Below are 22,155 nucleotides of genomic sequence, written 5' to 3' on the forward strand. Positions count from 1 at the left end.
TCAGGGCTCTCCGCTCGTTCCGCCAACCGAGCAATGTTGGCCCGGCACGTCTTCTGCGAAGAAGGAACCCGGAAAATCGCGCAAAATGCGGCGAGATGGCGAAAAAGCTAAGCCAAGTCAGCGCCTTGCGATATTATCTGCTTTTTCTCGTGGAAAAGCGGGATGTGTTTCATCTGCCTCGATGATCCCGGAAAAGGCCGTCTCTTCGCCCTGGCCGATGATCTATACCACCAGCATCCGCCATCGCCAGACCGTGTATTTATCGAGCCCAAGCTATCCCGCTAGCTTTCGCACCGACCGCGGCGCCGCAGTGCCCAGAATATCCCGATGCGCAACCATGAACAGGTCAGGTCTGTGGATACGGTCTATAACGGAGCTAGTCCGGTCCGAGTAGGTTTTCCCGAATCCCTGGCACCGGTAACGTTGAACACCGGTGCGCGTTCTTCCCCAATTCTATCGGTCGACGATACCGCAGAGCGGTCAAGGTGCTTCGTGGCTTGCGCGCGCTTCAATCCCAGAGATCATCTCCGTCTTTCGTCGGAGATCCATGATCTTCATTTGCGCATGCTCGGTCTGAGCAGGGTTCAGATCTTCCAGTGCATCCAGGAGACGTCGAAAATCGTGGTGTTGCAACGGGTGTCCTCCGTGGGCTTCACGGAAGAAGGTTGGCCGTTTTGCGCGAAGCCGAAGCGCGCCAACACAGAGCGCGGACCACCCTTTTTATTTGGGCGCATCGTTACGCCTGTTACGCGCACACAACCTATATGCGCCGATCATGAGTCTGCTGCCCTGCCCCGCCTCCCGCCGTGCTGCACGTGCCAACGGCAATGTTATCCGGTCGCACTGCCGTCCGGGTTCCAATCGGACCAGTCGGGAAACGACAGGGGCGCGACCTTCTCCAGCCCGGACAGGTGCGAGGTCCACGCCGCCAGGTTTCCCCTCAATCGCTCGTCCACGCGGCCCTGGTCCTCGTGGCTGTTGCCGTACCCTTGCACGCCATAGGACACGAAAGGCGGCAGTACCCAGAAGCCCATGTAGTGCATCGAATAGTTAAGGGGGCACAGCATCGTGTCGAAGTCGCCACCCCGGCAGCCGGGGCCGAACGCGGCGCGCGGCGCGCCCGTGGTCACGGAAACGATGGCGCGTCGCCCCCGGAAGTAGCCAGTGCCGTAGCGCATCCGGCTGGTGTAAAGGCCCCCGCTCACGAAGACCCGGTCCATCCAGCCTTTCAGGATCGCTGGCGGGCCGTGCCACCACAGCGGGAACTGAAGCTCGACTGGAACGACTACCAGACCGTCCTTCGGATCGCCGAGGCGGGGTCGCTTTCCGCGGCGGCCCATCGGATCGGGTCAAGCCACCCGACCCTGTTTCGCAGGATCAACGCGGTGGAACAGAAGCTGGCGGTGCGGCAATTCGAAAGGCTCCGCACAGGCTGTCGGCTGACGCCCGCGGGGGAAAAGGTCGCCGCGACCGCACGCGAGATGGAAGAGCTCACCAACGCGACCGAAAGGCGCGTGGAAGGCCGCGACCTGCGGCCTTCGGGCGTCGTGCGGGTGGGGCGACGAAGTATACTCATTTCTGGGGATTGCTGGCCCACGGGGTTGCTCGCCTTCGGGTGGCGGAGCCCGACAACACGCTCGATTTCGGCGTGTCGAACGAGATCTCCGACCTGTCGTTCCGCGAGGCGGATATCGCGATCCGTCCCGCTGCGGCCCCCGAAGAGCATCCTGTCGGACGCCGCATGGGCCGCATCCGGCAGGCCGTCTATGCGTCACGGACGTTCGAACTGGGCGACGTCGGTCAACGGGACTGGGCGGCGCTCCCTTGGATCGGCCCGAGCCCTTTCATGCCCTACCCCCAGCTCCACGCATGGATGCGCGGCATGGGCTTGGATCCTGCCTGCGTCTGCAAGACGGACAGTGTTCTGAGCATGCTTGCGGCTGTTCGGGCCGGTGTCGGCGTCGCACTTCTTCCCAGCTACCTGGCCGGGCAGGATGCCGACCTGCAACGCCTTGGGGCGACTACCGACGCGCTTGACGTGGACCTGTGGATGCTCACGCACCCGGATCTGCGCCGGACCGCCCGGGCGCGCGCCGTTCTGGATTTATTCGGCGGCACAGGTCGGGCGTTGCTGCCCGAGGGCGACGGCACCGACGAGCTGACACCTGCGGCGGCAAGAAGACCTGGAATGACCGGCGTGGCGCGGACCTGTGCCTGCGTCAGACGACCCACACCCGCGTGCCCACCGGCACCCGTTCGTAGAGATCCACGATCCAGTCGTTATGCGTCCTCACGCAGCCCGATCCCTGCGCGCGGCCCAGCGTCCAGGGCTGCGGCGTACCGTGGATGCGATACATCGTGTCGCGATCGCCGCGGTAGAGATACAGCGCCCGGGCGCCCATCGGGTTCATCTCGTGCCCGCCGGGCAGGCCCGACGCGTACTTGGAATAGATATGCGGCTCCATCCGGATCATGTTGCGGGTCGGGATCCACGACGGCCATTCGGCCTTGCGCCCCACCCGCGCCTCGCCCTTCAGGTTGCGCCCCGCGGCCCCCACGGCGATGCCGTAACGCCGCGCGCGCCCGCCCCCGAGCGTCCAGTACATGAACCGCTGCTCGGTCATCACGTAGACGCGGCCCGCGGGCAGCTCGGGCTGCACGTCCACCTCCTGCGGCATGAAGGCGCGCGGCAGGCGCACCACGCGCCGTTGCGCCAGCGCGGGCGTCGCCAGAAGACTTGCCGCGCACGCGGCGATGAAGTGTCGTCTTTCCATGTCATTGCCCCTTTTTGCCGCGATTTTAGCGATCCAGCGGCTTGTGTCGCGGTTGCCAAGCCGATACGCGACGATCGCGCCACAAATGCGGCACCGATGCCGCAGGCGCGCGTTTCGACCGTGCGAATCGGGGCGCGATCCGGTCAAATCGCCGTGAGCGCCGGGGAAAAGCGACGCGCTTTGCGTTACCCCCCGGATTGGGGACGACTTTTGGAGACGAGAAGATGAACAGACGCGATTTCATGATGACTGGATTGGCCGCCTTCGGTCTGAGCGCGACGGGGATGCGCGCCGAAGCACAGGCCGCGGCCATCCCGCCGCCCACGCTGGTGCAGATGCGCGTGCCGCTGCCCGCGGGCCAGATTCACGTCTTTCCCGACCATTTCAAGCTGTACCACACCCGGCCCGACGGCCTGGCGGTGCGCTATGCCTGCCGCGTGGGCCGCGACAGCCTGTACGAGCCGGGCAAATATTTCGTCGGCGCCAAGAAGGTGAACCCGTCCTGGAAGCCGACCCCCGGCATGATCGAGCGCGAGCCCGAGAAATATGCCCAGTACGAAGAAGACGGCATTCCCGGCGGTCCCGCCAACCCGCTGGGCGTCCGGGCGCTGTATCTGTTCCAGCCGGGCCGCGGCGACACGTTCCTGCGCATCCATGGCACCAACGAGCCGGGCACCATCGGTCGCGCGGTGTCGAACGGCTGCGCGGGCCTGACGAACGAGCACATCCAGGTTCTCTACGAACAGGTCCCGCTGCAGACGCCGGTGACGCTCTATCCCAAGATGGGCTGACGCCCTTGCAGATCGACGCCGTCATCGCCTGGGTCGACGGCGCCGATCCGGCCCACCGCGCCAAGCGCGCGGCCTTCGGCGACGCGGGCAAATCGGGCAGCGACCAGCGCTTCGTCGAGACGGGTGAGATCTATGTCGCCCTGGCGTCGATCCTGGAACACGCGCCTTTCGTGCGCCGGATCCACATCGTCACCGACGATCAGCGCCCCGCCCTGCTGCCCCATTTCGCGCAGGCGGGTCTCTGCGCACCGGACCGGATCCGCGTGGTCGATCATGACGCGATCTTCGCCGGACTGCCCGCCGCGCGCCCGAATTTCAACTCGCGCGCCATCGAAGCCGCGCTGCACCGGATCCCCGATCTTTCCGAGCGGTTCGTCTATCTCAATGACGACATGTTCTTCAACGGCCCCTGCGCGCCGGGCGACCTGTTCGACCCGGACGGGCGGCCCCTGCTCAGCGGTCGCATGGTGGCGTTTTCGGACAGACGGCCCGCCGCGCGGCTGAAATCCCTGGCCCGGCGGCTGATCGGCCGCCCTGACACGCGCCCCAGCCACCTTGTCGCCCAGGAAACCGCGGCGCGGCTGGCCGGGTTTCGGCGGACCTTCCTCAGGGTGCCGCACCGGCCCCATCCGCTGCGCGTCTCGACGATCCGGCGCGCGCTCGCGGCGCATCCCGGCCTGCTCGAACGTCAAGTCGGCTACCGGTTCCGCGACCGGGCGCAATACCTGCCCGTCGCCCTTGCCAACCACGCCGAGATCGCGGGCGGCGCCGAGCCCCGCCTGCGCGACGACGTGGCCTATCTGCGGGACCGGATGTCGGGCGATGTCGAGCCCGTGCTGTCCCAGATCCGCGACGGCTACACCCCCTTCGCCTGTGTCCAGGGTCTCGAATCCATGCCGCCCGCGTCCCGGGACCGGGTCCTGGCCGTTCTGGTCGACAAATTCGGCGACCATCTGCCCCCGGCGATCCGCACGGCGCTGATGGATCCCGCCTGAGCAAGTCATTGGGTCGCAGTGGAATTGTCGGGGCTTCGGCTTATTTGACGTGAAACACGATCATATGAGGGCTCGCAATGGATCTGTCTTTCGGTCTGGACGCCACGCTTTTGGCGCGCATTCAATTCGGCTTCACCGTTGCGTTCCACTTCATCTTCCCGGCGTTTTCGATCGGCCTTGCGAGCTACCTTGCGGTGCTGAACGGCCTGTATCTCTGGTCCCGGGACGAAGCGTATTTGCGGCTCTTCCGCTACTGGATCAAGATCTTCGCGATCTCGTTCGCCATGGGCGTCGTGTCGGGCATCGTCATGTCCTACCAGTTCGGCACCAACTGGTCCGTCTTCTCGGATCTGGCGGGCCCCGTGGTCGGGCCGCTCATGGCCTACGAGGTGCTGACCGCCTTCTTCCTCGAGGCCGGTTTCCTCGGCATCATGCTCTTCGGGCGCCAGAAGGTCGGCGACAAGCTGCACATGTTCGCCTGTCTCATGGTCGCGGGCGGCACGGCGGTGTCGGCCACTTGGATCCTGTCGGTCAACAGCTGGATGCACACGCCCGCGGGCTTCGTCATGGGCGAAAACGGCCAATTCCTGCCCGACGATTGGTGGGCCATCGTGTTCAACCCGTCCTTCCCCTACCGCCTGTGGCACACCCTGACCGCCGCCTACCTGACCACCGCCTTCATCGTCGGTGGCGTGGGCGCGTGGCACCTGCTGAAAGGTCGGCTCGAGAACCGCGGCGTCAAGATCATGTTCTCCATGGCCATGTGGATGGCCGCCATTGTGGCCCCCCTGCAGATCGTCGCGGGCCACGAGCAGGGGCTGAACACCTACGAATACCAGCCCACCAAGGTGCTGGCGATGGAGGGGCACTTCGAATCCCACGATGACGGCATCCCGCTGATCCTGTTCGGCATTCCGAACCAGGCAGAGCAACGCATGGATTACGAGATCTCGATCCCGCGTCTCGGCGGCCCGATCCTTGAAAAGGGGCTCGATGCGTCGATGGACGGGCTCGACACGGTGCCTATCGACCAGCAGCCGCCCGTGGCCATCGTGTTCTGGAGCTTCCGCATCATGGTCGCCATCGGCCTTGCCATGATGGGCGTGGGCCTCTGGTCGCTCTGGTCGCGCTGGCGCGGCAACCTCTACTACGACACCTGGCTGCACCGCGCGGCGCTGGTCATGGGTCCGTCGGGACTGGTCGCCGTGATCGCCGGTTGGATCACCACGGAAGTCGGTCGCCAGCCCTACGTCGTCTACGGCGAGCTTCTGACCGCCGACGCCGTGTCCCCGCTGGGCGCCAGTGCCGTGGGCGCGTCGCTGCTGGCCTTCATCGTGATCTACTTCGCCATATTCGGCGCGGGCATCGTCTATCTGCTGAAGCTCATGCGTAAGCCGCCCGAAACCTTCGAGCGGGGATACGAATCCGAGCCGGGTCCGACCCGTACCCAAGGCCTCACCCCCGCCGCGGTCGAGACGCCCGACGCCGACGTTCAACCCGCGGAGTAACCGGCCATGGATATCAGCTTCGATCTCACCGTCGCCTGGGCCGTCCTGCTGGCTTTCGCCGTCTATATCTACGTCGTGCTGGATGGCTTCGACCTGGGGATCGGGATTCTCTATCCCTTCTTCCCGGAAAAGGAAGACCGCGACCTGATGATGAACACGGTCGCACCCGTCTGGGACGGCAACGAGACGTGGCTGATCCTGGGCGGCGGCGGCCTGTTCGCGGCCTTTCCCATGGCCTACGCGATCATCATGCCCGCGGTCTATCCGCTGATCATCGCCATGCTGCTGGGGCTGATCTTCCGCGGGGTGGCGTTCGAGTTTCGCTGGCGCGCGGGCAAGACGTTTTCCAAGTTCTTCTGGGACTGGGCCTTCATCGGCGGCTCGGTCACCGCCGCCCTGACCCAAGGCATGATCCTGGGCACGCTTCTGCAGGGGATCGAGGTCGACGGCCGCGCCTATGGCGGCGGCTGGCTGGACTGGCTGACCCCCTTCACCCTGCTCTGCGGCGTCGCGGTCGTGTTCGGCTACGCGCTTCTGGGGGCCTGCTGGCTCAACTGGCGGATCGAAGGCCCCATGCAGCACAAGGTGCGCGTCCTGGCCCGGATCCTGGGCTTTGCGACGCTGGGCTTCATCGGCGCCGTCAGCCTGGCCACGCCATTCCTGGAACCCGCCTATTTCGATCGCTGGTTCGCGTGGCCGCAGATCCTGGAAGTCTCGCCCATCCCCATCGCCGTGATCGGGCTGACCTTCTGGCTCGCCAAGGAGCTCTTCGACGAGCGCAACGACTGGGCTCCTTTCGTCATCACGCTGGGCCTTTTCGGCCTGTGCTTCCTGGGCCTCGGCGTGTGCATGTGGCCCTACGTGATCCCGACCGAAGTCACGCTCTGGGATGCGGCGAGCCCCTATAAGTCACAGCTTTTCATGTTCGTGGGCGCGGTCGTCCTGGTGCCCGTGATCCTTGCCTATACCTGCTACGCCTACTGGGTGTTCCGCGGCAAGATGAAGGTCGGCGACGGATATCACTGATGCTCAAGCGGATTGGCTGGTTCGTCCTGATCTGGACCCTGAGCGTATCGGCGCTGGGGATCGTGGCCTACGGCATCCGGCTGATGATCCTGTGATCCCTTGCGGCGCCGGTGGTTCAGATAGACCGCCAGCGCCGCCACCACGATTCCGCCGCCCACGATGCCTTGGATCGGCACCGCCTCGCCCAGAGCCGCCCAGACGAAAACGGGGCCCAGCACCGTCTCGAGCAGCAGGAACAGGCTGACATTCGCACCGCTCGTGTGCCGCGACGCACTGGACAGCAGGAAGAAGGACAGGGGCAATATCACCAGACCCGTGAGCGAAATCGCCGCAAGCCGCGCGCCGCCCACGGCCAGCGTGTCGGACAGCGCGTATCCCACGCCCCCCGCGATGCCCGCGCCGATGCCCACGGCCAACAGGATCGGCAGGTCGGGGCGCGCGCGATAGATGTTGAAGCTGCCCGCCAGCGACACCGCGACCGCCAGCCCGCACAGCGCGCCGATCGCGGCATTGCCCCCGCCGCCGCCATGGGCGCCGCCGGTGACCGACAGGCCGATCCCGACCAGGACCGCCGCGCAGGTGGCCGCCGTCGCCCGGCCCACGCTGTCGCCCAGGAAGACCCAGCCCATGATCGCCGCCCAGATCGGGGTCGTGGCCACCGCGAACAGCACGACCGCCACCGGCGCCGCGGCGATGCCGGTCACGAACAGGATCGCGTTGAGCGCCTGCAACACGATCGCCAACCCGCCCGCCCCGCTGGCCAGCGCGCGCAGATCCGTCCTGCGATCGGTCGTGAACAGCACCCAGACCAGCACCATGACCGCGCCCATCAAAAGCCCGCGCCACGCCAACATCTGCACGCCGCTCAGGCCCGAGATCCGCATCAGCAGCGTGTCGGGCGACAGCAGAAGCGACGCGCCCAGCGCCAGCGCCAGCCCGTAAAGCGGATGCGTTCGCACGCGTGTCGGGATCAAGCGGTCGCCCATGCGCCGGACCCTGCCAGCACCGCCCGCAAATGTCCCGCGGGAAGTGACGGCGCGCCCGCCCCCTCTGCCGGAACGCGAAGGGGCCGCGCCCGATCCCCTCGCGCGCGGCCCCTTGCATCACTGGTCTTCAAATACCCGGCGCACCGCCCGCAGGGCAGCCCGGCGCCCGGTCACGACGTGGGCTGCTTCGTCGTCCGCAGATAGGGCAGCTTCTTGTCGAACCCGCCGAACTTCTCGTTCGCCTCTTCATCCGACACCGCCGCCGTCACGATCACGTCGCCGCCCTGGTTCCAGCCCGCGGGCGTCGCCACCTTGTGCTCGGCCGTCAGCTTGATCGAATCCAGAGCGCGCAGGATCTCGTCGAAATTGCGCCCGGTGGTCATCGGGTAGGTGAGCGACAGCTTCACCTTCTTGTCGGGCCCGATGATGAAGACCGTGCGCACCGTCTGGTTGTCGGCGGGCGTGCGGTTGGCAGGATCCCCCGACGCCTCTGCGGGCAGCATGTCGTAGAGCTTGGCCACCGTCATGTCCGGATCGCCGATCATCGGGTAGTCGACGCGGTTGCCGGTATAGCTGGCGATATCGTCCTTCCAGCGGACGTGATCCTCGACCGGATCGACCGAGATGCCGATGATCTTGGCGTTCCGCTTGGCGAACTCGTCGGCCATGCCCGCCATCATGCCCAGTTCGGTGGTGCAGACGGGGGTGAAATCCTTGGGGTGGCTGAACAGGATCGCGTAGCCATCGCCGATCCAGTCGTGGAAATTGATCTCGCCCTCGGTCGTGTTCGCGGTGAAGTCGGGTGCAGTGTCGCCGATACGCAGGGCCATGGTCGTCTCCTCCAATGTTGAACTCATGCCCCTCAATTAAACCCGATCGGCCCCTTTGCGAAGGGTGTGCCGACAATAAGTCCGCCCGTCTCGCGTCCGTGCGCGGCCTGTGATGTCCGTCCAGCACGGGCCGTGCCGCAGGGACGGCGTTCCGTGGTCCCTGTTCGATTCCGCACATGATCTGCGGGATGCGGGGCCTTCTGCGCGGCCCGCCGGGGCGCTATCTAACCTGCAGTCAATTTACCGGAGGCCGCCATGCTCGACCAAATCAAGGGCTTGCACCACATCACCTCGCTCGCGTCGGACGCGCGCACCAACAACGCCTTCTTCACGGATGCGCTGGGATTGCGGCGCGTGAAGAAGACCGTGAATTTCGACGCGCCCGATGTCTATCACCTCTATTACGGCGACGCGACGGGCGCGCCCGGCAGCGTGATGACCTATTTCCCGTTCCCCCACGCCGCCCCCGGCAGGCCCGGCGCGGGCGAGGTCGGCACGACCGCCTTCGCCATCCCGGCAGGCAGCGCCGACTGGTGGGGCGAGCGGCTCGCATTGCTTGGCGCCCGCGCGACCGCCGAAGACGACCCGTTCGGCGCGCGCCGTCTCGCCTTCGCTGGCCCCGACGGCGACGCCTTCGCCCTGGTCGAGGACGCGCACGACACCCGCGCCCCCTGGTCCACCGACGCGGTGCCCGAAGCCCATGCCATCCGCGGCTTCCACTCGGCAAGCCTGCGGGTCCGCGACCCCGGTGCCACGCGCGAGTTGCTGGGCTTCATGGGCTACGAGCCCGCCGAAACGCGCGACGGCACAATGCGCATGGTCCGACCCGGCGGCACCGCGAACGTCATCGACATCGACGTCCAGCCCGGCGCGCCCGATCCCCGTCCCGGCGCGGGATCGGTGCACCACATCGCCTTCGCGGTCGACAACCGCGCGCGCCAGCTGGAGGTGCGCGAGGCGCTGATGGATACCGGCTACCAAGTCACCCCGGTCATCGACCGCGACTATTTCTGGGCGATCTACTTCCGCACCCCCGACGGCATCCTGTTCGAAATCGCCACCAACGAGCCCGGCTTCGACCGCGACGAGGACCCGGCGCATCTGGGCGAAGCCTTGAAACTGCCCGCCCAACATGAACACCTGCGTGCAAAGCTGCAAAGCCACCTGCAACCGATCGAGTAAGCCCATGACCTACGACGCGAAACGCACCGACGGCACCGATCACCGGCTGGTGCTGACCTTCCACGGCACCGGCGGCACCGCCGCGCAGTTCCACGGCGCGGCCGAGGCGATGCTGCCCGGCGCCCATATCGTGTCGCCCGAAGGCGACGTGTCCGAGAACGGAGCCCAGCGCTTCTTCCGGCGCAAGGCCGAAGGGGTCTACGACATGGACGACCTCGCGCAGCGCACCGCGGCGATGGCGGCGTTCGTGGAAGGCGAAATCGCCCGGACCGGGTCGACCCACGTCACGGGCATCGGCTATTCGAACGGCGCGAACATCTTGGCCTCGGTCGCCATGGTGAAGCCCGATCTCTTCGACGCGCTGGCGCTCATGCACCCGCTCATCCCCTGGGTGCCCGAACCGCAGCCGGGCCTTGCCATGACCCGCGTGCTGATCACCGGCGGCAAGCAGGACCCGATCTGCCCGCCAGAACTGACCGAGGCGCTGGCTGCGTGGTTCGTCGCCCAGAAGGCGGATGTCACGACCGCCTGGCACCCCGGCGGCCACGAAATCCCGCAATCGGAAGTGGGCGCCCTGACCGAATTCCTGGTCTGATCGCATCGCTCAGAACGGGCACGGCGCCCGGAATGAAAGCACGGCACCCCCGGTCGGATGTCGCAAGCCAAGTTCCTCGGCATGCAGCATCATCCGCGCGGCCGCCCTGGTGCCGTAAAGCTGATCCCCCAGGATCGGGTGGCCCAGCGCCAGAAGATGCACCCGCAACTGGTGCGACCGCCCGGTTTCTGGCCAAAGCGCCACGCGGGTCACGTCGCCGTCGACCGCAAGGCGCTGCCACCGCGTCACCGCCCGCCTGCCATCCTCATGCACCATCTGCCGGGGCCTGTTGGGCCAATCCGCCATCATCGGCAGCGTGACCGTGCCGCCCGGTTCGGCCATCGCCCCGGCTACCAGCGCCACGTAGCGCTTCGTCACGTAGCGTTTTTCGAATTGCAGACCCAGGTGCCGCTGCGCCGCCCGGTTGCGCGCGAAGACCATGATCCCCGACGTGTCCCGGTCCAGCCGGTGCACCAGCAGGACCTGCGGATCGGCGGCGCGCAGGCGCGTCTCCAGGCAATCGGCCAGCTCTGGCGCCTTGCCCGGCACCGACAGCAGCCCCTCGGGCTTCACGACGATCAGCAGGTCGTCGTCGCGATGCAGAACCTCCGGCGGCGCATCCGGCGGCGCGTAGTCACAGATGGCCAAAAACGTCGTCCAGGATCGCCCGCATCCCGTCCGCATCCTTCCGCGTGAAGGCCGCGGGGCGGTCGCTGTCGATATCGAACACCGCGATCACCGTTCCCGCGGCGTCGAAGACCGGCAGCACCAGTTCCGAGCGGGTCGAGGACGCGCAGGCGATGTGGCCGGGAAAGGCGTCCACGTCATCCACCAGCTGCACCTGCCCCGTGCGCGCCGCGGCGCCGCAGACCCCGCGCGAGAACGGGATGGTCAGGCAGCCATGCCCGCCCTGGTAGGGACCGATCTTCATCAGCTCCGGGGCGACGACGCGATAGAACCCGGTCCAGTCGAAGCGCGCATCGGCGTGATGCACCTCGCAGGCGACCGTCGCCATCAGCGCGACCGGATTCGTCTCGCCCTCGCACAGGGCACGGATCGTCTTCGACGTGGACGCGTAGTCAATCATCTGAAGTTCTCCCCACGTGGGACGGCGGGCGGGGCGGCGTCGGCCGAAGGCCGACCAGCGCCGCGCGACCGGCCCTAGACCCGCTCTATGGCAATCGCCGTGGCCTCACCACCGCCAATGCAGATCGCCGCGACCCCGCGCGTCACGTCGCGGGCTTCCATGGCGTAGAGCAGCGTGCAGATGATCCGCGCGCCCGACGCCCCGATGGGATGGCCCAGCGCGCAGGCGCCTCCATTCACGTTCAGCCGGTCGTGCGCGACGCCCACCTCGTGCATGAATGCCATGGGCACCACGGCGAACGCCTCGTTCACCTCCCACAAATCCACGTCCCCCACGGCCCAGCCGACCCGCTCCAGAAGCTTGCGCACCGCCGGGACCGGTGCGGTCGTGAACCAGCCGGGCGCCTGCGCGTGGCTTGCATATCCGCGGATATAAGCGCGCCCCGCGGCACCGGGATCCCCCGAAATCACCAGCGCGGCCGCACCGTCCGAGATCGACGACGCGTTCGCGGCCGTCACCGTGCCGCCATCGCGGAAGGCGGGCTTGAGGTGCGGGATCCTGTCGGGCCGCGCCTTCAACGGCTGCTCGTCCCGCGCGACCACCGTATCGCCCGTGCGATCCTTGACGGTGACGGGCACGATTTCGCGCGCGAACGCGCCGCCCTCGCCAGCCGCAAGGGCCCGGTCCAGCGACGCCAACGCGAAGGCGTCCTGGGCGTCGCGGGTGAACTGGTAATGCGCGGCGCAATCCTCGGCGAACGTGCCCATCAGGCGCCCCTTGTCATACGCGTCCTCGAGCCCGTCCAGGAACATCGAATCCAGGACCCGCCCGTGCCCCAGCCGCGCGCCGCCGCGCATCTTCGGCAGCAGGTAGGGTGCTCCGGTCATGCTCTCCATGCCGCCCGCGACGACTGTCGTCGACTGGCCCGCAGCGATCCGGTCGAACGCCATCATCGCCGCCGCCATGCCCGAGCCGCACATCTTGTTCAGCGTTGTGGCAGGCACGTCTTCGCCCAGGCCCGCCGCGAAGCCCGCCTGGCGCGCGGGTGCCTGGCCCTGACCCGCGGGCAGAACGCAGCCCATGACCACCTCATCCACCGCCACGCCGGGTGCGTCGTCCAGCGCGGCCCTGATCGCGGCACCGCCCAGATCGCTTGCCGACAACGACGCGAAGTCGCCCTGCAACCCGCCCATCGGCGTGCGGCGCGCGGCCAGGATCGCGATATCCTTCATCTGATGTCCTTTCGCCGGGTCGCATTTACACATGCTTAAGAGCGGAGCGTTAATCTGGACCCAGAGCTATCATAGGACAAGACCATGCAAATCGAAACGACACGCACCGGGTCCGCATTGATCATCCGCATCCTGAGCGCGCGCGTCGACGCGGCCGAAGCCGTCCGGTTCAAGGACGTGATCCGCGATGCCGCCCTGGACGGTCCGGACAGGGTGATCCTGGACATGGGGGCGGTGACGTTCCTGGACAGTTCGGGTCTTGGCGCGGTGATCGGGACGATGAAGCAACTCATGCCCGACCAACAGCTGGAACTGGCCAACCTGACGCCTGCCGTGTCGAAAGTCTTTCGTCTGACCCGCATGGATTCGGTGATGCCGATCCATGACGCCCTGCCCCCGTGCGATGCCGCGCGGAACGGGGCCGTGGGCCAGGCCCATGCGGTCTGACCCGGATGCAGACCCGCGGGGCGAACCCTCGCACGTTATCCGGGAAAGCTGGCGCAACGAGCTGCGGATCCTGTTCCCGTCCGGTGCCCTTGCCGTGCGCGATGCGCTCGCCTCGACCATGGACGGGCTGCGCCATCTCAGGCTCGACCCCGAGGATCGCAGCACCATCGAGCTGGTCCTGGCCGAAGTCCTGAACAACATCGTCGAGCATGGCTATCCCGACAATGCGCCGGGCATGATCGAGCTGTACATCACCCACGATCCCGGCGGCCTGTCCTGTGTGGCGCTCGACAGCGGCCGCGCCATGCCCGGCAAGCGCCTGCCGATCCCGCACCCCCCCGATCCCGACCAGCCCCCGCCATCGCTGTCCGAAGGCGGGTTCGGATGGTTCCTGATCCGCGAGCTGAGCAGCGACCTGAGCTACCAGCGCGTAGGCAACCGCAACCGGCTTTCCTTTCGCCTGGACCTGACGCACCGGATCCAGAGCTGCTGACCGACGCCCCGTCGCCGGGCTTGCGCGAAGCCGGATTGCCTTCCGGGGGATTACCACTAGGCTCCTGCATCATTGCGATGAAGGACAAACCGTGCGCGATTATCACCTACCCGGACGCTCCGCCGTTTATGCCACCTATGGGATGTGCGCCACATCCCACCCGCTCGGCGCGAAGGTCGCGATCCAGATCCTCGAGGCGGGCGGCAACGCGGTCGATGCGGCCATCGCGGGCGCGGTCCTGCTGGGCATCGCCGAGCCGCAGATGACCGGGATCGGCGGCGACCTGTTCGCCCTGGTGAAGCCCGCGGGCCGCGAGGATATCATCGCGCTGAACGGCTCGGGCCGGGCGCCCGCCGGACTGGACGCCGCGGTCTTGCGGGCCGAGGGGCACGCCACCATCGCCCCGACCAGCCCCCACGCCGTGACCGTGCCCGGCGCAGTCGACGCCTTTTGCCGCCTGTCGCGCGATCACGGCCGCGCCGGTCTGGCCACGGCGCTGGCCCCCGCGATCCATTACGCCGACGCCGGTGTGCCCGTGGCCCCGCGCGTGGCCTTCGACTGGGCGCTGGCCACCGACACGTTGCAGGGCGCCGCGCGCGATTTCTACCTGCTGGACGGTGCGGCCCCGAAGCCGGGCCAGCTGTTCCGCGCGCCCGCCCAGGCCGAGGTGCTGCGCCGCATCGCGGCCGAGGGGCGCGACGCCTTCTACGAGGGCGAGATCGCCGAGGACATGGTCGACAGCCTGCGCGCGGCGGGCGGTAGTCACACGCTGGACGATTTTGCCGCCACGGCCTGCGACTACGTCGAGCCGATCCGGGGCAGCTACAAGGGCTACGAACTGGTCGAGCACCCGCCGAACGGCCAGGGCGCCTGCGCCATGCTGCTGGCCAACATCCTGGACGAATTCGACGTGGCCGCCATGGACCCGTGGGGCGCGGACCGCGCGCACCTGGAAGCCGAGGCCACGAAGCTGGCCTACGACGCGCGCAATCGCTTCGTCGCCGACCCGGCCCATATGACCCGGCTCGACCACATGCTGTCGCGCGACACCGCAAGGCGGCTTGCGGGTCTGATCGACATGGGCCGCGCCATGGAAAATCCCGCCGAGCTGAGCGAAACGGTCCACAAGGACACGATCTATATCACCGTCGTGGACCGCGACCGGATGGCCGTGTCGCTGATCTATTCGATCTTCAACAGCTTCGGGTCGGGCATCGCGTCGACCAAGTACGGCATCCTGATGCAGAACCGCGGATCCGGCTTCACCCTGCAGAAGAGCCACCCGAACGAAGCCGGGGGCGGCAAGCGGCCCATGCATACGATCATTCCCGGCATGCTGCGCGCGGGCGGCAAGCTGGTCATGCCCTTCGGCGTCATGGGCGGCTCGTACCAGTCCACCGGGCACGCGCGGTTCCTGTCCAACGTCGCCGATTTCGGGCTGGACCCGCAATCGGCCATCGACGCGCCGCGCAGCTTCTTCGACCAGGGCGAGCTGCGCGTCGAGCGCGGCTATCCCGACGCCGTGCGGGCCGATCTGTCCGCGCGGGGCCACAAGGTCGTCATCCCCGACACCGCCATCGGCGGGGCCCAGGCGATCCGCATCGACGGCGACGGCCTGCTGGAAGGCGCGTCGGACCCGCGCAAGGATGGCTGCGCGCTGGGCTATTGAAAGGACCGACCATGCCGATCACGCCCGTGTCGAAACTGGTGGCCGATGCCAAGGAGCAGATCACGACGCTGCCGCTCGACGATGCGCGCCGGGCGAGCGACGAGGCCCGCGCCCTGCTGGTGGACATCCGCGATATCCGCGAGCTGCAGAAGACGGGGCGCATTCCCGGCGCGATCCACGCGCCGCGCGGCATGCTGGAATTCTGGGTCGATCCGGAAAGCCCGTATCACAGGCAAGCCTTCGCCACCGACCGCACGATCGTGCTGTTCTGCGCGTCGGCCTGGCGCTCGGCGCTGGCGGTCAAGACGCTGCAGGACATGGGCATGGAAAATGTCGCCGAAATGTCGGGCGGGTTCTCGGCCTGGGAGCAAGCCGGATACCCGGTCGAGCGGAACTAGTTCATCTGGAATTGAAGCGGGTAGGTGCCGTCTTCGATCTCGCCGAACAGGTCGGGCAGATCGGGATGGCCCACAGGCTCGCCAGAGTAATCCGCGATCAGGTTCTGCTCGGACACGTAGGCCACGTAATAGCTTTGCTCGTTTTCGGCCAGCAGGTGATAGAACGGCTGGTTCTTGGCCGGACGCGCCTCTTCCGGGATCGATTCGTACCATTCGTCGGTATTGTTGAACTTCGCGTCGACATCGAACACCACACCGCGAAACGGATGCTTGCGATGGCGGACGATCTGTCCAAGATGGTATCTGGCGCGCGATTTGAGCATAGCCTCATCTTAATTCGAAGGCTCCGCCAACGCAATGAAACTTCACCAGAAATGATGGAAACACACTGTGAACCTGATCCTGACAGTGGGCGAAGTGGTCGCGCCCGTTTTCATCCTGGCGCTGGTGGGCTTTGCCTGGGTGCGCGCGGGCTTTGCCTACCAGATCGAATTCGTGACCCGCATGGCCATGACCCTGTCGATCCCGTGCCTGATCTTCGTGGCGCTGATGCAGACCGAGATTCCGCCCGCCGCGCTGACCACGCTGTCGGTGGCCACGGTCGCGACCTACGCGCTGGTGACGGTGGCGATGGTGGGGCTGGCGGGCGTCTTCGGGCTCGAGATGCGCACCTACCTGGCGCCGCTGATCTTCGGCAATACGGGCAATCTGGGCCTGCCGCTGGCGCTGTTCGCCTTCGGGGACGAAGGGCTGGGTTATGCCGTGGTCGTCTTCGCGATCATGGCGATCTATTCGTTCACCATCGGCATCTGGATGGTGTCGGGCGGCGGCTCGCCGCTGAAAGCGCTGCGCGAGCCCTTGGTCTGGGGCACGCTTCTGGGGGCTTTGTTCCTGTGGCAAGGCTGGCAGACGCCCACCTGGATCACCAACACGGTCGAGCTGATCGGGCAGATGGCGATCCCGCTGATGCTGATCACGCTGGGCGTGGCCGTGGCGCGGCTGTCGCCCAAGGGATTGCTGGCGCCACTGGCCTTGGGCGGCGTCAAGGTGGTGATCTGCGTGGCATTGGCCTGGGCCGTGGGGCTTTGGTTCGACATGCCCCCGGTGGCCTTCGCGGTGCTGGTCCTGCAGGTGGCGACGCCCGTCGCGGTCACGAGCTACCTGCTGGCCGAGAAATACGGCGCCGATGCGGATGCCGTGGCGGGGCTGGTGGTGGCGTCGACCACTCTGAGCGTCGTGTCCTTGCCGCTGATCCTTGCATTCGTGATCTGAACGGGCGTCATTGACGGTTTATCGAAAGCCCGAATTGGGCTACGCTCTCCGCAAAACAATAAACATATGAGCGGCAGATGAGCAGAACCTTCCGCGCTTTCGTCCTTTTGGTATTTGTCGCGGGATGCGGCAGCAGCGAACGGACCGCGCCCCGAAACCTAGAAAACGCGTGCGCCATCGTGGACGAGCGCCCGCAATACCTGAAAGCCATGCGCCGGACCGAGCGGCGTTACGGCATCCCCATCCCGGTGCAGATGGCGACCATCCACCAGGAGAGCAAGTTCATCGGCAATGCCCGCACACCGCTGCGCTACGCGCTGGGCGTGATCCCCATGGGGCGGCAAAGCTCGGCCTACGGCTATAGCCAGGCGTTGGACGGGACCTGGGACGAGTACCGCGAGCAGACCGGCAAGCGCCGCGCCAAGCGCGACGACATCGACGACGCCACCGATTTCATGGGCTGGTACATGGACCAGACCACCAAGCGGCTGGGCATCAGCCGCGGTGACGCGCGTAACCAGTACCTGGCCTACCACGAGGGGCGGACGGGCTATTCGCGCGGCAGCTACCAGTCGAAGCCGTGGCTGATCGATGTGTCGGGGCGCGTGGCCAGCCGCGCGGCGCGCTACGAAAGCCAACTGCGCGCCTGCCGGAAACTCTAGGACGGCCGAAATTCTCGAGAATTTCGTGACGATTTTCTCGAGAAAATCGGCCGCGGCGGGTCAGCCGCGCCGCGTGATTTCCTGCTGGATCGAGAAATAGCGCGACGGGAAATTGCCGCCCGTCTTCAGATCACCCAGCACCACCGTGGTGCGCTGGCCCTGTCCGTCCACGATCACCCATTGCCGCAGCTGCGTGGGGGCGGCGGTGAAGACCAGCTCGATCCGACCGTATTCAGGATGCGCGGGATCCTGTGCAACCACGATGGTCTTCACGCCGTCCTGGCGGTGTCCGACGACCATGTTGCGTTGTGCCAGGTTCACGTTGCGCTCGAGGATTATCTTCAGCGGCGTGCGCGCCAGCGGGTATTGCTCGGGCCGGTTGGTGTTGGACTTGCCGTCGAACACGGCCACCTGCCCGCCGCCCGCCATGACCAGCGTCTGCTCGGGCGGGTTGTAGTCGAAGCGCACCCGTCCGGGCCGCTGGATGTAGATCCGGCCGGTCGCGATCGTGCCGTCGGGATTGATCTGGGTGAACTCGGCCTCGGCCGTGCGCATCTGGTTCAGATAGGCCGACAAGGTGTTCAGCGGGATCGGCGCGGCCAAGGCGGGCGTTGCGATCAGCGCCGCGGCACCGGTGGCGAGGAACTGGCGTTTGCTCAGCATGGGGAACCTTTCCGTCTGCTAGGTTGGCAGTGATATAGTCAGCCTGCCCGCCAATCCCAATGTCAGACAATATCACGCACCCGTCATGGGGGAACAATCGGCGGGCACCTGCTGTTGTCGGGGCGACAGACTGAAGGAGAATACCCATGCCCGAAGCATTCGTTTCCGGAATAGACGATCAGAGCCGCCACAAGGTCATCGACCTTCTGAACGCGCGGCTGGCAGACATGACCGCGCTGACGCTGGCGGTGAAGCAGGCGCACTGGAACCTGAAGGGTCCCGGCTTCATCGGCGTGCACGAGCTTCTGGACGACGTGGCCGACCGGCTGCGGGACGGCCAGGACACGATCGCCGAGCGCTGCACCATCCTGGGAGGCCAGGCCAAGGGCACCGTGGAAGTGGCGGCGTCCGAAAGCTCGATGGAGCCCTATCCGACCGACATGGAAGCCATCGAGGACCATATCGTCGCGCTGAAGGACCGCTTCCTGAAAGTCGGCGAGATGATCCGCAAGGCCGCCGAGACGGCGGACGAGGCCGGCGATCCCGATACCGAGGACTTGTTCGTCGAGATCAGCCGCCAGATCGACAAGGATTGCTGGTTCATCGGCGCCAACGGCAAGCAGTAGCCCGGCCCACCGGCTCTTGAAACGGCCCGCCAATCGGCGGGCCTTTTTCGTGCGCCCCCATTCCTGGGAACGGATCTGGCGCTATTGCGGCTCGGGCACCAGGATTTCGCGCTTGCCGACGTGGTTGGCGGACGACACGACGCCCTCGTCTTCCATCTGCTCGACCAGCCGCGCGGCCTTGTTGTAGCCGATGGCCAGCTTGCGCTGGATGTAGGATGTCGAGCATTTGCGGTCGTGGATCGCGATCTTCACCGCGCGGTCGTAAAGCTCGTCTTCGGAATTGCCGTCGCCGCCCAGGCCCAGCACCGCGTCGATGTCGCTGCCCTTGTCGTCGGCCGGGCCTTCCACCACGCCCGACATGTATTCGGGCGGACCGAAGCCCTTGAGGTAGGTGACGATCTCCTCGACCTCTTCGTCGGAACAGAACGGCCCGTGGACGCGGGTGATCTTCGAGCCGCCCGCCATGTAGAGCATGTCGCCCATGCCCAGAAGCTGCTCGGCGCCCTGTTCGCCCAGGATGGTGCGGCTGTCGATCTTCGAGGTCACGCTGAAGCTGATCCGCGTCGGGAAGTTGGCCTTGATCGTGCCGGTGATGACATCCACCGACGGGCGCTGCGTCGCCATGATCAGGTGGATGCCGCTGGCCCGCGCCATCTGGGCGAGGCGCTGGATGCAGGCTTCGATCTCTTTGCCCGCGACCATCATCAGGTCGGCCATCTCGTCCACCACCACGACGATGAAGGGCAGGATCTCGGGCACGGTTTCTTCCGTCTCGAAGATCGGCTCGCCGGTGTCGTCGTCGAAACCGGTCTGCACCGTGCGCTCGAAAAGCTCGCCCTTCGACAGCGCCTCGCGCACGCGGCCGTTGAAGCCTTCGATGTTGCGCACACCCATCTTGGACATCTTGCGGTAGCGGTCTTCCATCTCGCCCACGACCCATTTCAGCGCGACGACGGCCTTCTTGGGGTCGGTGACGACGGGCGACAGCAGGTGCGGGATGCCGTCATAGACGGAAAGTTCCAGCATCTTCGGATCGATCATGATCATCCGGCATTCTTCCGGCGTCAGCTTGTAGAGCAGCGACAGGATCATCGTGTTGATCGCCACCGACTTGCCCGAGCCGGTCGTGCCCGCGATCAGCAGGTGGGGCATCTTGGCCAGGTTCGCCACCACCGGGTCGCCGCCGATATCCTTGCCCAGCGCCAGAGGCAGGCGCTGGTTGCCGTCGCCGAAATCGCTGCTCGACAGGATCTCGCGCAGGACGCACATCTCGCGGTGCTCGTTGGGCAGCTCGATGCCGATGACGCTGCGACCGGGCACGGTGCTGACCCGCGCCGACAGGGCCGACATCGACCGCGCGATGTCGTCGGCGAGGCCGATGACGCGGGATGCCTTCAGGCCGGGCGCCGGTTCCAACTCGTACATGGTGACGACGGGGCCGGGGCGGACCGACACGATTTCACCCTTCACGCCGTAATCATCCAGCACGTTTTCCAGCATCCGCGCGTTTTCTTCCAGCGCCTCGTCGGACAGGACGTGGCGGGTGATCGTCTCGGGGCTGGCCAGCAGCGACAAGGGCGGCGTTTCATACGCGGTCGAGCTGTCGTCGAAGGCCAAAGCGGGCTGCGCTTCGGCCTGCGCCTGGGCGGAGGGCTTGATGGGCTTGCGGATGTTGTTCTGCACCACCGGCTTGGCGATGGGGCGCTGGGTGGCGAAGCTTGCGGGCGGGGTCGGCTCGGGGGCGACCAGCTCGGGCTCGGGCATCTGCTGCGGCTCGGGGGCGGCGCTCAGGGGCGGCACGGCGTCGATGCGCAGGGGCTGGGGGCCGCGGGGGTGGCGGCCCGTCACGCGCGGTTCGGTGCGCGTCGCGCCGATCGTCAGGATCGGCTGGGCGCGGGCGCGCGACTTGATCGCGTCGCTGATCTTCGAGCTGATGCGGTCGTCGCCTTCCCCGTGGGTCACACCGGGCAGCGGCGGCATGTGACCCGCGGGCTCGGACGTGCGCAGGGCGCCGGTCAGGCGCCCCAGGAAGGACGGGCGCGGCTCGGCCACCGCGTCGTCCTCGTCCCAGGCCGGACCCGGCTGCGGGGCGGGCACGGACGCGGCGCGGCGGACCTGCGGCTGGAGCGCGGGATCTTCGGGCTCGAGCAGCGCGGCGTCGCGCTCGGCCCGCTGGGCCGCGGCCCGCAGGGCGCGCTTCTCGGCCCGGGCGGCGCGGGCGCTTGCGGCCCCGCGCGCGCTGGTCTCGAGACCCTGAAACAGCGCGGTCTTCACAAGGGCGAGTGCCGACAGGATCGTCGCATAGACCATGATCGTGCCGCGCAGCAGCCACGCCACGATCTGGCGCAGCTCGACGCGGGTCAGTCCCAGCACGAAGCCGCCCATGACCAGCGACGCGGCCATCAGGAACAGGGCCGTCACCTTCAGCCCGAAGGCCCCGCTGACCGACAGGACGCCCAGAAGCGTGCCCAGCGCCGTGTCGCCGAACAGACCGCCCAGGCCGAACGAGTGACCCCATTCCGCGCCCGGCACGTGGGTCGAGGCATAGATCGAGAAGATCGCGATGGCGATCGGCGCGAAGACGGCGCGGCTGATCGCGCGGTCGTCGCCGAAATGGAACAGGAAGCGCCCGCCCCAGACCAGGAAGGTCAGCGCGAAGCCCCACGCGCCCCAGCCGACGATGACGTAAAGCGGCGACGCGATGGAGGCGCCCATGCGGCCCAGCATGTTGCGCGCGGGTTCGGACGTGGCGGACAGCCAGCTTGGATCGTCGGGCTGGTAGCTGCCCAGCATCAGAGCGACCGTGATCCCAAGCCCGATCAGGACCATGCCGAACAGTTCGCGCCCGCGTTTTTCCAGCGCCGCCTGGGTGGTGCTGTCGAACAGGGGATCGCGCCCGCGTGTCTGATAAGCCATTGT

Annotated in this window: 24 protein-coding genes and 3 pseudogenes; 17 read left to right on the plus strand and 10 right to left on the minus strand. The window is 66.9% G+C overall.

The annotated features are described in order from the left end of the window. A partial coding sequence (locus tag ILP92_RS18320) for a hypothetical protein (protein ID WP_214650023.1) occupies positions 1-185 on the plus strand: 185 nt, incomplete at its 5' end. Positions 186-830: 645 nt separating this feature from the next. Here the strand turns inward: ILP92_RS18320 and ILP92_RS10200 are convergent. Further along, complete coding sequence (locus tag ILP92_RS10200; protein WP_198916295.1) at positions 831-1,340, minus strand: NAD(P)H-dependent oxidoreductase; 510 nt, start codon at positions 1,338-1,340, stop codon at positions 831-833. Here ILP92_RS10200 and ILP92_RS18840 point away from each other — a divergent pair. Both ILP92_RS18840 and ILP92_RS18520 read left to right on the plus strand, forming a co-directional pair. Beyond that, positions 1,305-1,397: pseudogene (locus tag ILP92_RS18840) on the plus strand (helix-turn-helix domain-containing protein); the annotation flags it as partial. The gene ILP92_RS10200 and the pseudogene ILP92_RS18840 overlap by 36 nt on opposite strands. A gap of 218 nt (positions 1,398-1,615) precedes the next feature. Continuing rightward, positions 1,616-2,050, plus strand: a pseudogene (locus ILP92_RS18520) (LysR substrate-binding domain-containing protein); the annotation flags it as partial. Positions 2,051-2,219: 169 nt separating this feature from the next. Here the strand turns inward: ILP92_RS18520 and ILP92_RS10210 are convergent. Then, positions 2,220-2,774, minus strand: coding sequence for a L,D-transpeptidase (locus ILP92_RS10210; RefSeq protein ID WP_198916296.1), 555 nt, complete (start codon positions 2,772-2,774; stop codon positions 2,220-2,222). A 224-nt stretch (positions 2,775-2,998) separates the two neighbouring features. On the opposite strand from ILP92_RS10210, the gene ILP92_RS10215 reads away from it, so the two are divergent. The 5 genes from ILP92_RS10215 to ILP92_RS10235 all read left to right on the plus strand — a co-directional run bounded on the left by ILP92_RS10215 (position 2,999) and on the right by ILP92_RS10235 (position 7,189). Next, on the plus strand, positions 2,999-3,565 hold the full coding sequence (locus ILP92_RS10215; RefSeq protein WP_198916297.1) for a L,D-transpeptidase: 567 nt from the start codon (positions 2,999-3,001) through the stop codon (positions 3,563-3,565). A gap of 5 nt (positions 3,566-3,570) precedes the next feature. Next, positions 3,571-4,560: a stealth family protein gene (locus ILP92_RS10220; protein WP_198916298.1), complete on the plus strand. Its 990-nt coding sequence runs from the start codon at positions 3,571-3,573 to the stop codon at positions 4,558-4,560. A 77-nt stretch (positions 4,561-4,637) separates the two neighbouring features. Then, positions 4,638-6,068: a cytochrome ubiquinol oxidase subunit I gene (locus ILP92_RS10225; RefSeq protein WP_198916299.1), complete on the plus strand. Its 1,431-nt coding sequence runs from the start codon at positions 4,638-4,640 to the stop codon at positions 6,066-6,068. 6 nt (positions 6,069-6,074) lie between these two features. After that, complete coding sequence (gene cydB, locus ILP92_RS10230) at positions 6,075-7,094, plus strand: cytochrome d ubiquinol oxidase subunit II (RefSeq protein ID WP_214650024.1); 1,020 nt, start codon at positions 6,075-6,077, stop codon at positions 7,092-7,094. Next, positions 7,094-7,189: a DUF2474 family protein gene (locus tag ILP92_RS10235; RefSeq protein WP_198916529.1), complete on the plus strand. Its 96-nt coding sequence runs from the start codon at positions 7,094-7,096 to the stop codon at positions 7,187-7,189. Before cydB ends, ILP92_RS10235 begins: the two co-directional genes overlap by 1 nt. A 459-nt stretch (positions 7,190-7,648) precedes the next feature. Here ILP92_RS10235 and ILP92_RS18845 read toward each other — a convergent pair. Further along, positions 7,649-8,080 (minus strand): annotated as a pseudogene (locus ILP92_RS18845) (EamA family transporter); the annotation flags it as partial. Positions 8,081-8,250: 170 nt separating this feature from the next. Then, the gene (locus tag ILP92_RS10245; protein ID WP_198916300.1) at positions 8,251-8,910 is read right to left on the minus strand and encodes a peroxiredoxin; all 660 of its coding nucleotides are present in this window, start codon (positions 8,908-8,910) and stop codon (positions 8,251-8,253) included. A 255-nt stretch (positions 8,911-9,165) separates the two neighbouring features. Here ILP92_RS10245 and ILP92_RS10250 point away from each other — a divergent pair, with 255 nt between their 5' ends. Further along, positions 9,166-10,092: a VOC family protein gene (locus tag ILP92_RS10250; protein WP_198916301.1), complete on the plus strand. Its 927-nt coding sequence runs from the start codon at positions 9,166-9,168 to the stop codon at positions 10,090-10,092. Positions 10,093-10,096: 4 nt separating this feature from the next. Beyond that, complete coding sequence (locus ILP92_RS10255; RefSeq protein WP_198916302.1) at positions 10,097-10,687, plus strand: alpha/beta hydrolase; 591 nt, start codon at positions 10,097-10,099, stop codon at positions 10,685-10,687. A 9-nt stretch (positions 10,688-10,696) separates the two neighbouring features. Here ILP92_RS10255 and ILP92_RS10260 read toward each other — a convergent pair whose 3' ends face one another. From ILP92_RS10260 to ILP92_RS10270, 3 genes are all read right to left on the minus strand, one after another. Next, on the minus strand, positions 10,697-11,329 hold the full coding sequence (locus ILP92_RS10260) for an RluA family pseudouridine synthase (RefSeq protein WP_368667871.1): 633 nt from the start codon (positions 11,327-11,329) through the stop codon (positions 10,697-10,699). Then, entirely contained in the window at positions 11,322-11,774 is a 453-nt protein-coding gene (locus ILP92_RS10265) for a GAF domain-containing protein (protein ID WP_198916304.1), read from the minus strand. The genes ILP92_RS10260 and ILP92_RS10265 overlap by 8 nt, the downstream gene beginning before the upstream one ends. Before the next feature lie 74 nt (positions 11,775-11,848). Beyond that, on the minus strand, positions 11,849-13,006 hold the full coding sequence (locus ILP92_RS10270) for an acetyl-CoA C-acyltransferase (protein ID WP_198916305.1): 1,158 nt from the start codon (positions 13,004-13,006) through the stop codon (positions 11,849-11,851). Positions 13,007-13,090: 84 nt separating this feature from the next. On the opposite strand from ILP92_RS10270, the gene ILP92_RS10275 reads away from it, so the two are divergent. From ILP92_RS10275 to ILP92_RS10290, 4 genes are all read left to right on the plus strand, one after another. Beyond that, positions 13,091-13,453 (plus strand): STAS domain-containing protein, encoded by a 363-nt coding sequence (locus ILP92_RS10275; RefSeq protein WP_198916306.1) that lies wholly within the window; start codon positions 13,091-13,093, stop codon positions 13,451-13,453. Then, positions 13,443-13,946, plus strand: coding sequence for an ATP-binding protein (locus ILP92_RS10280; protein WP_198916307.1), 504 nt, complete (start codon positions 13,443-13,445; stop codon positions 13,944-13,946). Before ILP92_RS10275 ends, ILP92_RS10280 begins: the two co-directional genes overlap by 11 nt. A gap of 91 nt (positions 13,947-14,037) precedes the next feature. Beyond that, positions 14,038-15,615: a gamma-glutamyltransferase family protein gene (locus tag ILP92_RS10285; RefSeq protein ID WP_198916308.1), complete on the plus strand. Its 1,578-nt coding sequence runs from the start codon at positions 14,038-14,040 to the stop codon at positions 15,613-15,615. A gap of 11 nt (positions 15,616-15,626) precedes the next feature. Further along, a complete protein-coding gene (locus ILP92_RS10290) occupies positions 15,627-16,013 on the plus strand; it encodes a rhodanese-like domain-containing protein (protein ID WP_198916309.1) in 387 nt (128 codons plus the stop codon). On the opposite strand, the gene hspQ is transcribed toward ILP92_RS10290, so the two are convergent. After that, on the minus strand, positions 16,010-16,336 hold the full coding sequence (gene hspQ / locus ILP92_RS10295; RefSeq protein ID WP_198916310.1) for a heat shock protein HspQ: 327 nt from the start codon (positions 16,334-16,336) through the stop codon (positions 16,010-16,012). The two genes, ILP92_RS10290 and hspQ, sit on opposite strands and share 4 nt — an antisense overlap. A gap of 67 nt (positions 16,337-16,403) precedes the next feature. On the opposite strand from hspQ, the gene ILP92_RS10300 reads away from it, so the two are divergent. Further along, positions 16,404-17,285, plus strand: a complete 882-nt coding sequence (locus tag ILP92_RS10300; RefSeq protein WP_198916311.1) for an AEC family transporter — start codon at positions 16,404-16,406, stop codon at positions 17,283-17,285. Positions 17,286-17,362: 77 nt separating this feature from the next. Beyond that, positions 17,363-17,947 (plus strand): transglycosylase SLT domain-containing protein, encoded by a 585-nt coding sequence (locus ILP92_RS10305; protein WP_198916312.1) that lies wholly within the window; start codon positions 17,363-17,365, stop codon positions 17,945-17,947. Between the two features lie 60 nt (positions 17,948-18,007). Here ILP92_RS10305 and ILP92_RS10310 read toward each other — a convergent pair whose 3' ends face one another. Next, positions 18,008-18,610: a LolA family protein gene (locus ILP92_RS10310; RefSeq protein WP_198916313.1), complete on the minus strand. Its 603-nt coding sequence runs from the start codon at positions 18,608-18,610 to the stop codon at positions 18,008-18,010. Between the two features lie 146 nt (positions 18,611-18,756). Between ILP92_RS10310 and dps the strand changes: the two genes are divergently transcribed. Next, entirely contained in the window at positions 18,757-19,236 is a 480-nt protein-coding gene (gene dps, locus ILP92_RS10315) for a DNA starvation/stationary phase protection protein Dps (RefSeq protein WP_198916314.1), read from the plus strand. Positions 19,237-19,317: 81 nt separating this feature from the next. Here dps and ILP92_RS10320 read toward each other — a convergent pair whose 3' ends face one another. Then, the gene (locus ILP92_RS10320; RefSeq protein ID WP_198916315.1) at positions 19,318-22,152 is read right to left on the minus strand and encodes a DNA translocase FtsK; all 2,835 of its coding nucleotides are present in this window, start codon (positions 22,150-22,152) and stop codon (positions 19,318-19,320) included. Positions 22,153-22,155: the final 3 nt, after the last annotated feature.

Origin of the sequence: Palleronia pontilimi (assembly GCF_016412875.1) — a bacterium.
Lineage (GTDB): Bacteria > Pseudomonadota > Alphaproteobacteria > Rhodobacterales > Rhodobacteraceae > Palleronia > Palleronia pontilimi.

Coding starts and splice junctions, on each gene's coding strand:
- ILP92_RS10265 (WP_198916304.1), bottom strand. CDS start 11,774: ATGATTGACTACGCGTCCACGTCGAAGACGATCCGTGCCCTGTGCGAG.
- ILP92_RS10210 (WP_198916296.1), bottom strand. CDS start 2,774: ATGGAAAGACGACACTTCATCGCCGCGTGCGCGGCAAGTCTTCTGGCG.
- ILP92_RS10235 (WP_198916529.1), top strand. CDS start 7,094: ATGCTCAAGCGGATTGGCTGGTTCGTCCTGATCTGGACCCTGAGCGTA.
- ILP92_RS10280 (WP_198916307.1), top strand. CDS start 13,443: ATGCGGTCTGACCCGGATGCAGACCCGCGGGGCGAACCCTCGCACGTT.
- ILP92_RS10290 (WP_198916309.1), top strand. CDS start 15,627: ATGCCGATCACGCCCGTGTCGAAACTGGTGGCCGATGCCAAGGAGCAG.
- ILP92_RS10310 (WP_198916313.1), bottom strand. CDS start 18,610: ATGCTGAGCAAACGCCAGTTCCTCGCCACCGGTGCCGCGGCGCTGATC.
- ILP92_RS10320 (WP_198916315.1), bottom strand. CDS start 22,152: ATGGCTTATCAGACACGCGGGCGCGATCCCCTGTTCGACAGCACCACC.
- ILP92_RS10275 (WP_198916306.1), top strand. CDS start 13,091: ATGCAAATCGAAACGACACGCACCGGGTCCGCATTGATCATCCGCATC.
- dps (WP_198916314.1), top strand. CDS start 18,757: ATGCCCGAAGCATTCGTTTCCGGAATAGACGATCAGAGCCGCCACAAG.
- ILP92_RS10250 (WP_198916301.1), top strand. CDS start 9,166: ATGCTCGACCAAATCAAGGGCTTGCACCACATCACCTCGCTCGCGTCG.
- ILP92_RS10270 (WP_198916305.1), bottom strand. CDS start 13,006: ATGAAGGATATCGCGATCCTGGCCGCGCGCCGCACGCCGATGGGCGGG.
- ILP92_RS10225 (WP_198916299.1), top strand. CDS start 4,638: ATGGATCTGTCTTTCGGTCTGGACGCCACGCTTTTGGCGCGCATTCAA.
- ILP92_RS10215 (WP_198916297.1), top strand. CDS start 2,999: ATGAACAGACGCGATTTCATGATGACTGGATTGGCCGCCTTCGGTCTG.
- ILP92_RS10255 (WP_198916302.1), top strand. CDS start 10,097: ATGACCTACGACGCGAAACGCACCGACGGCACCGATCACCGGCTGGTG.
- cydB (WP_214650024.1), top strand. CDS start 6,075: ATGGATATCAGCTTCGATCTCACCGTCGCCTGGGCCGTCCTGCTGGCT.
- ILP92_RS10305 (WP_198916312.1), top strand. CDS start 17,363: ATGAGCAGAACCTTCCGCGCTTTCGTCCTTTTGGTATTTGTCGCGGGA.
- ILP92_RS10245 (WP_198916300.1), bottom strand. CDS start 8,910: ATGGCCCTGCGTATCGGCGACACTGCACCCGACTTCACCGCGAACACG.
- hspQ (WP_198916310.1), bottom strand. CDS start 16,336: ATGCTCAAATCGCGCGCCAGATACCATCTTGGACAGATCGTCCGCCAT.
- ILP92_RS10200 (WP_198916295.1), bottom strand. CDS start 1,340: ATGGGCCGCCGCGGAAAGCGACCCCGCCTCGGCGATCCGAAGGACGGT.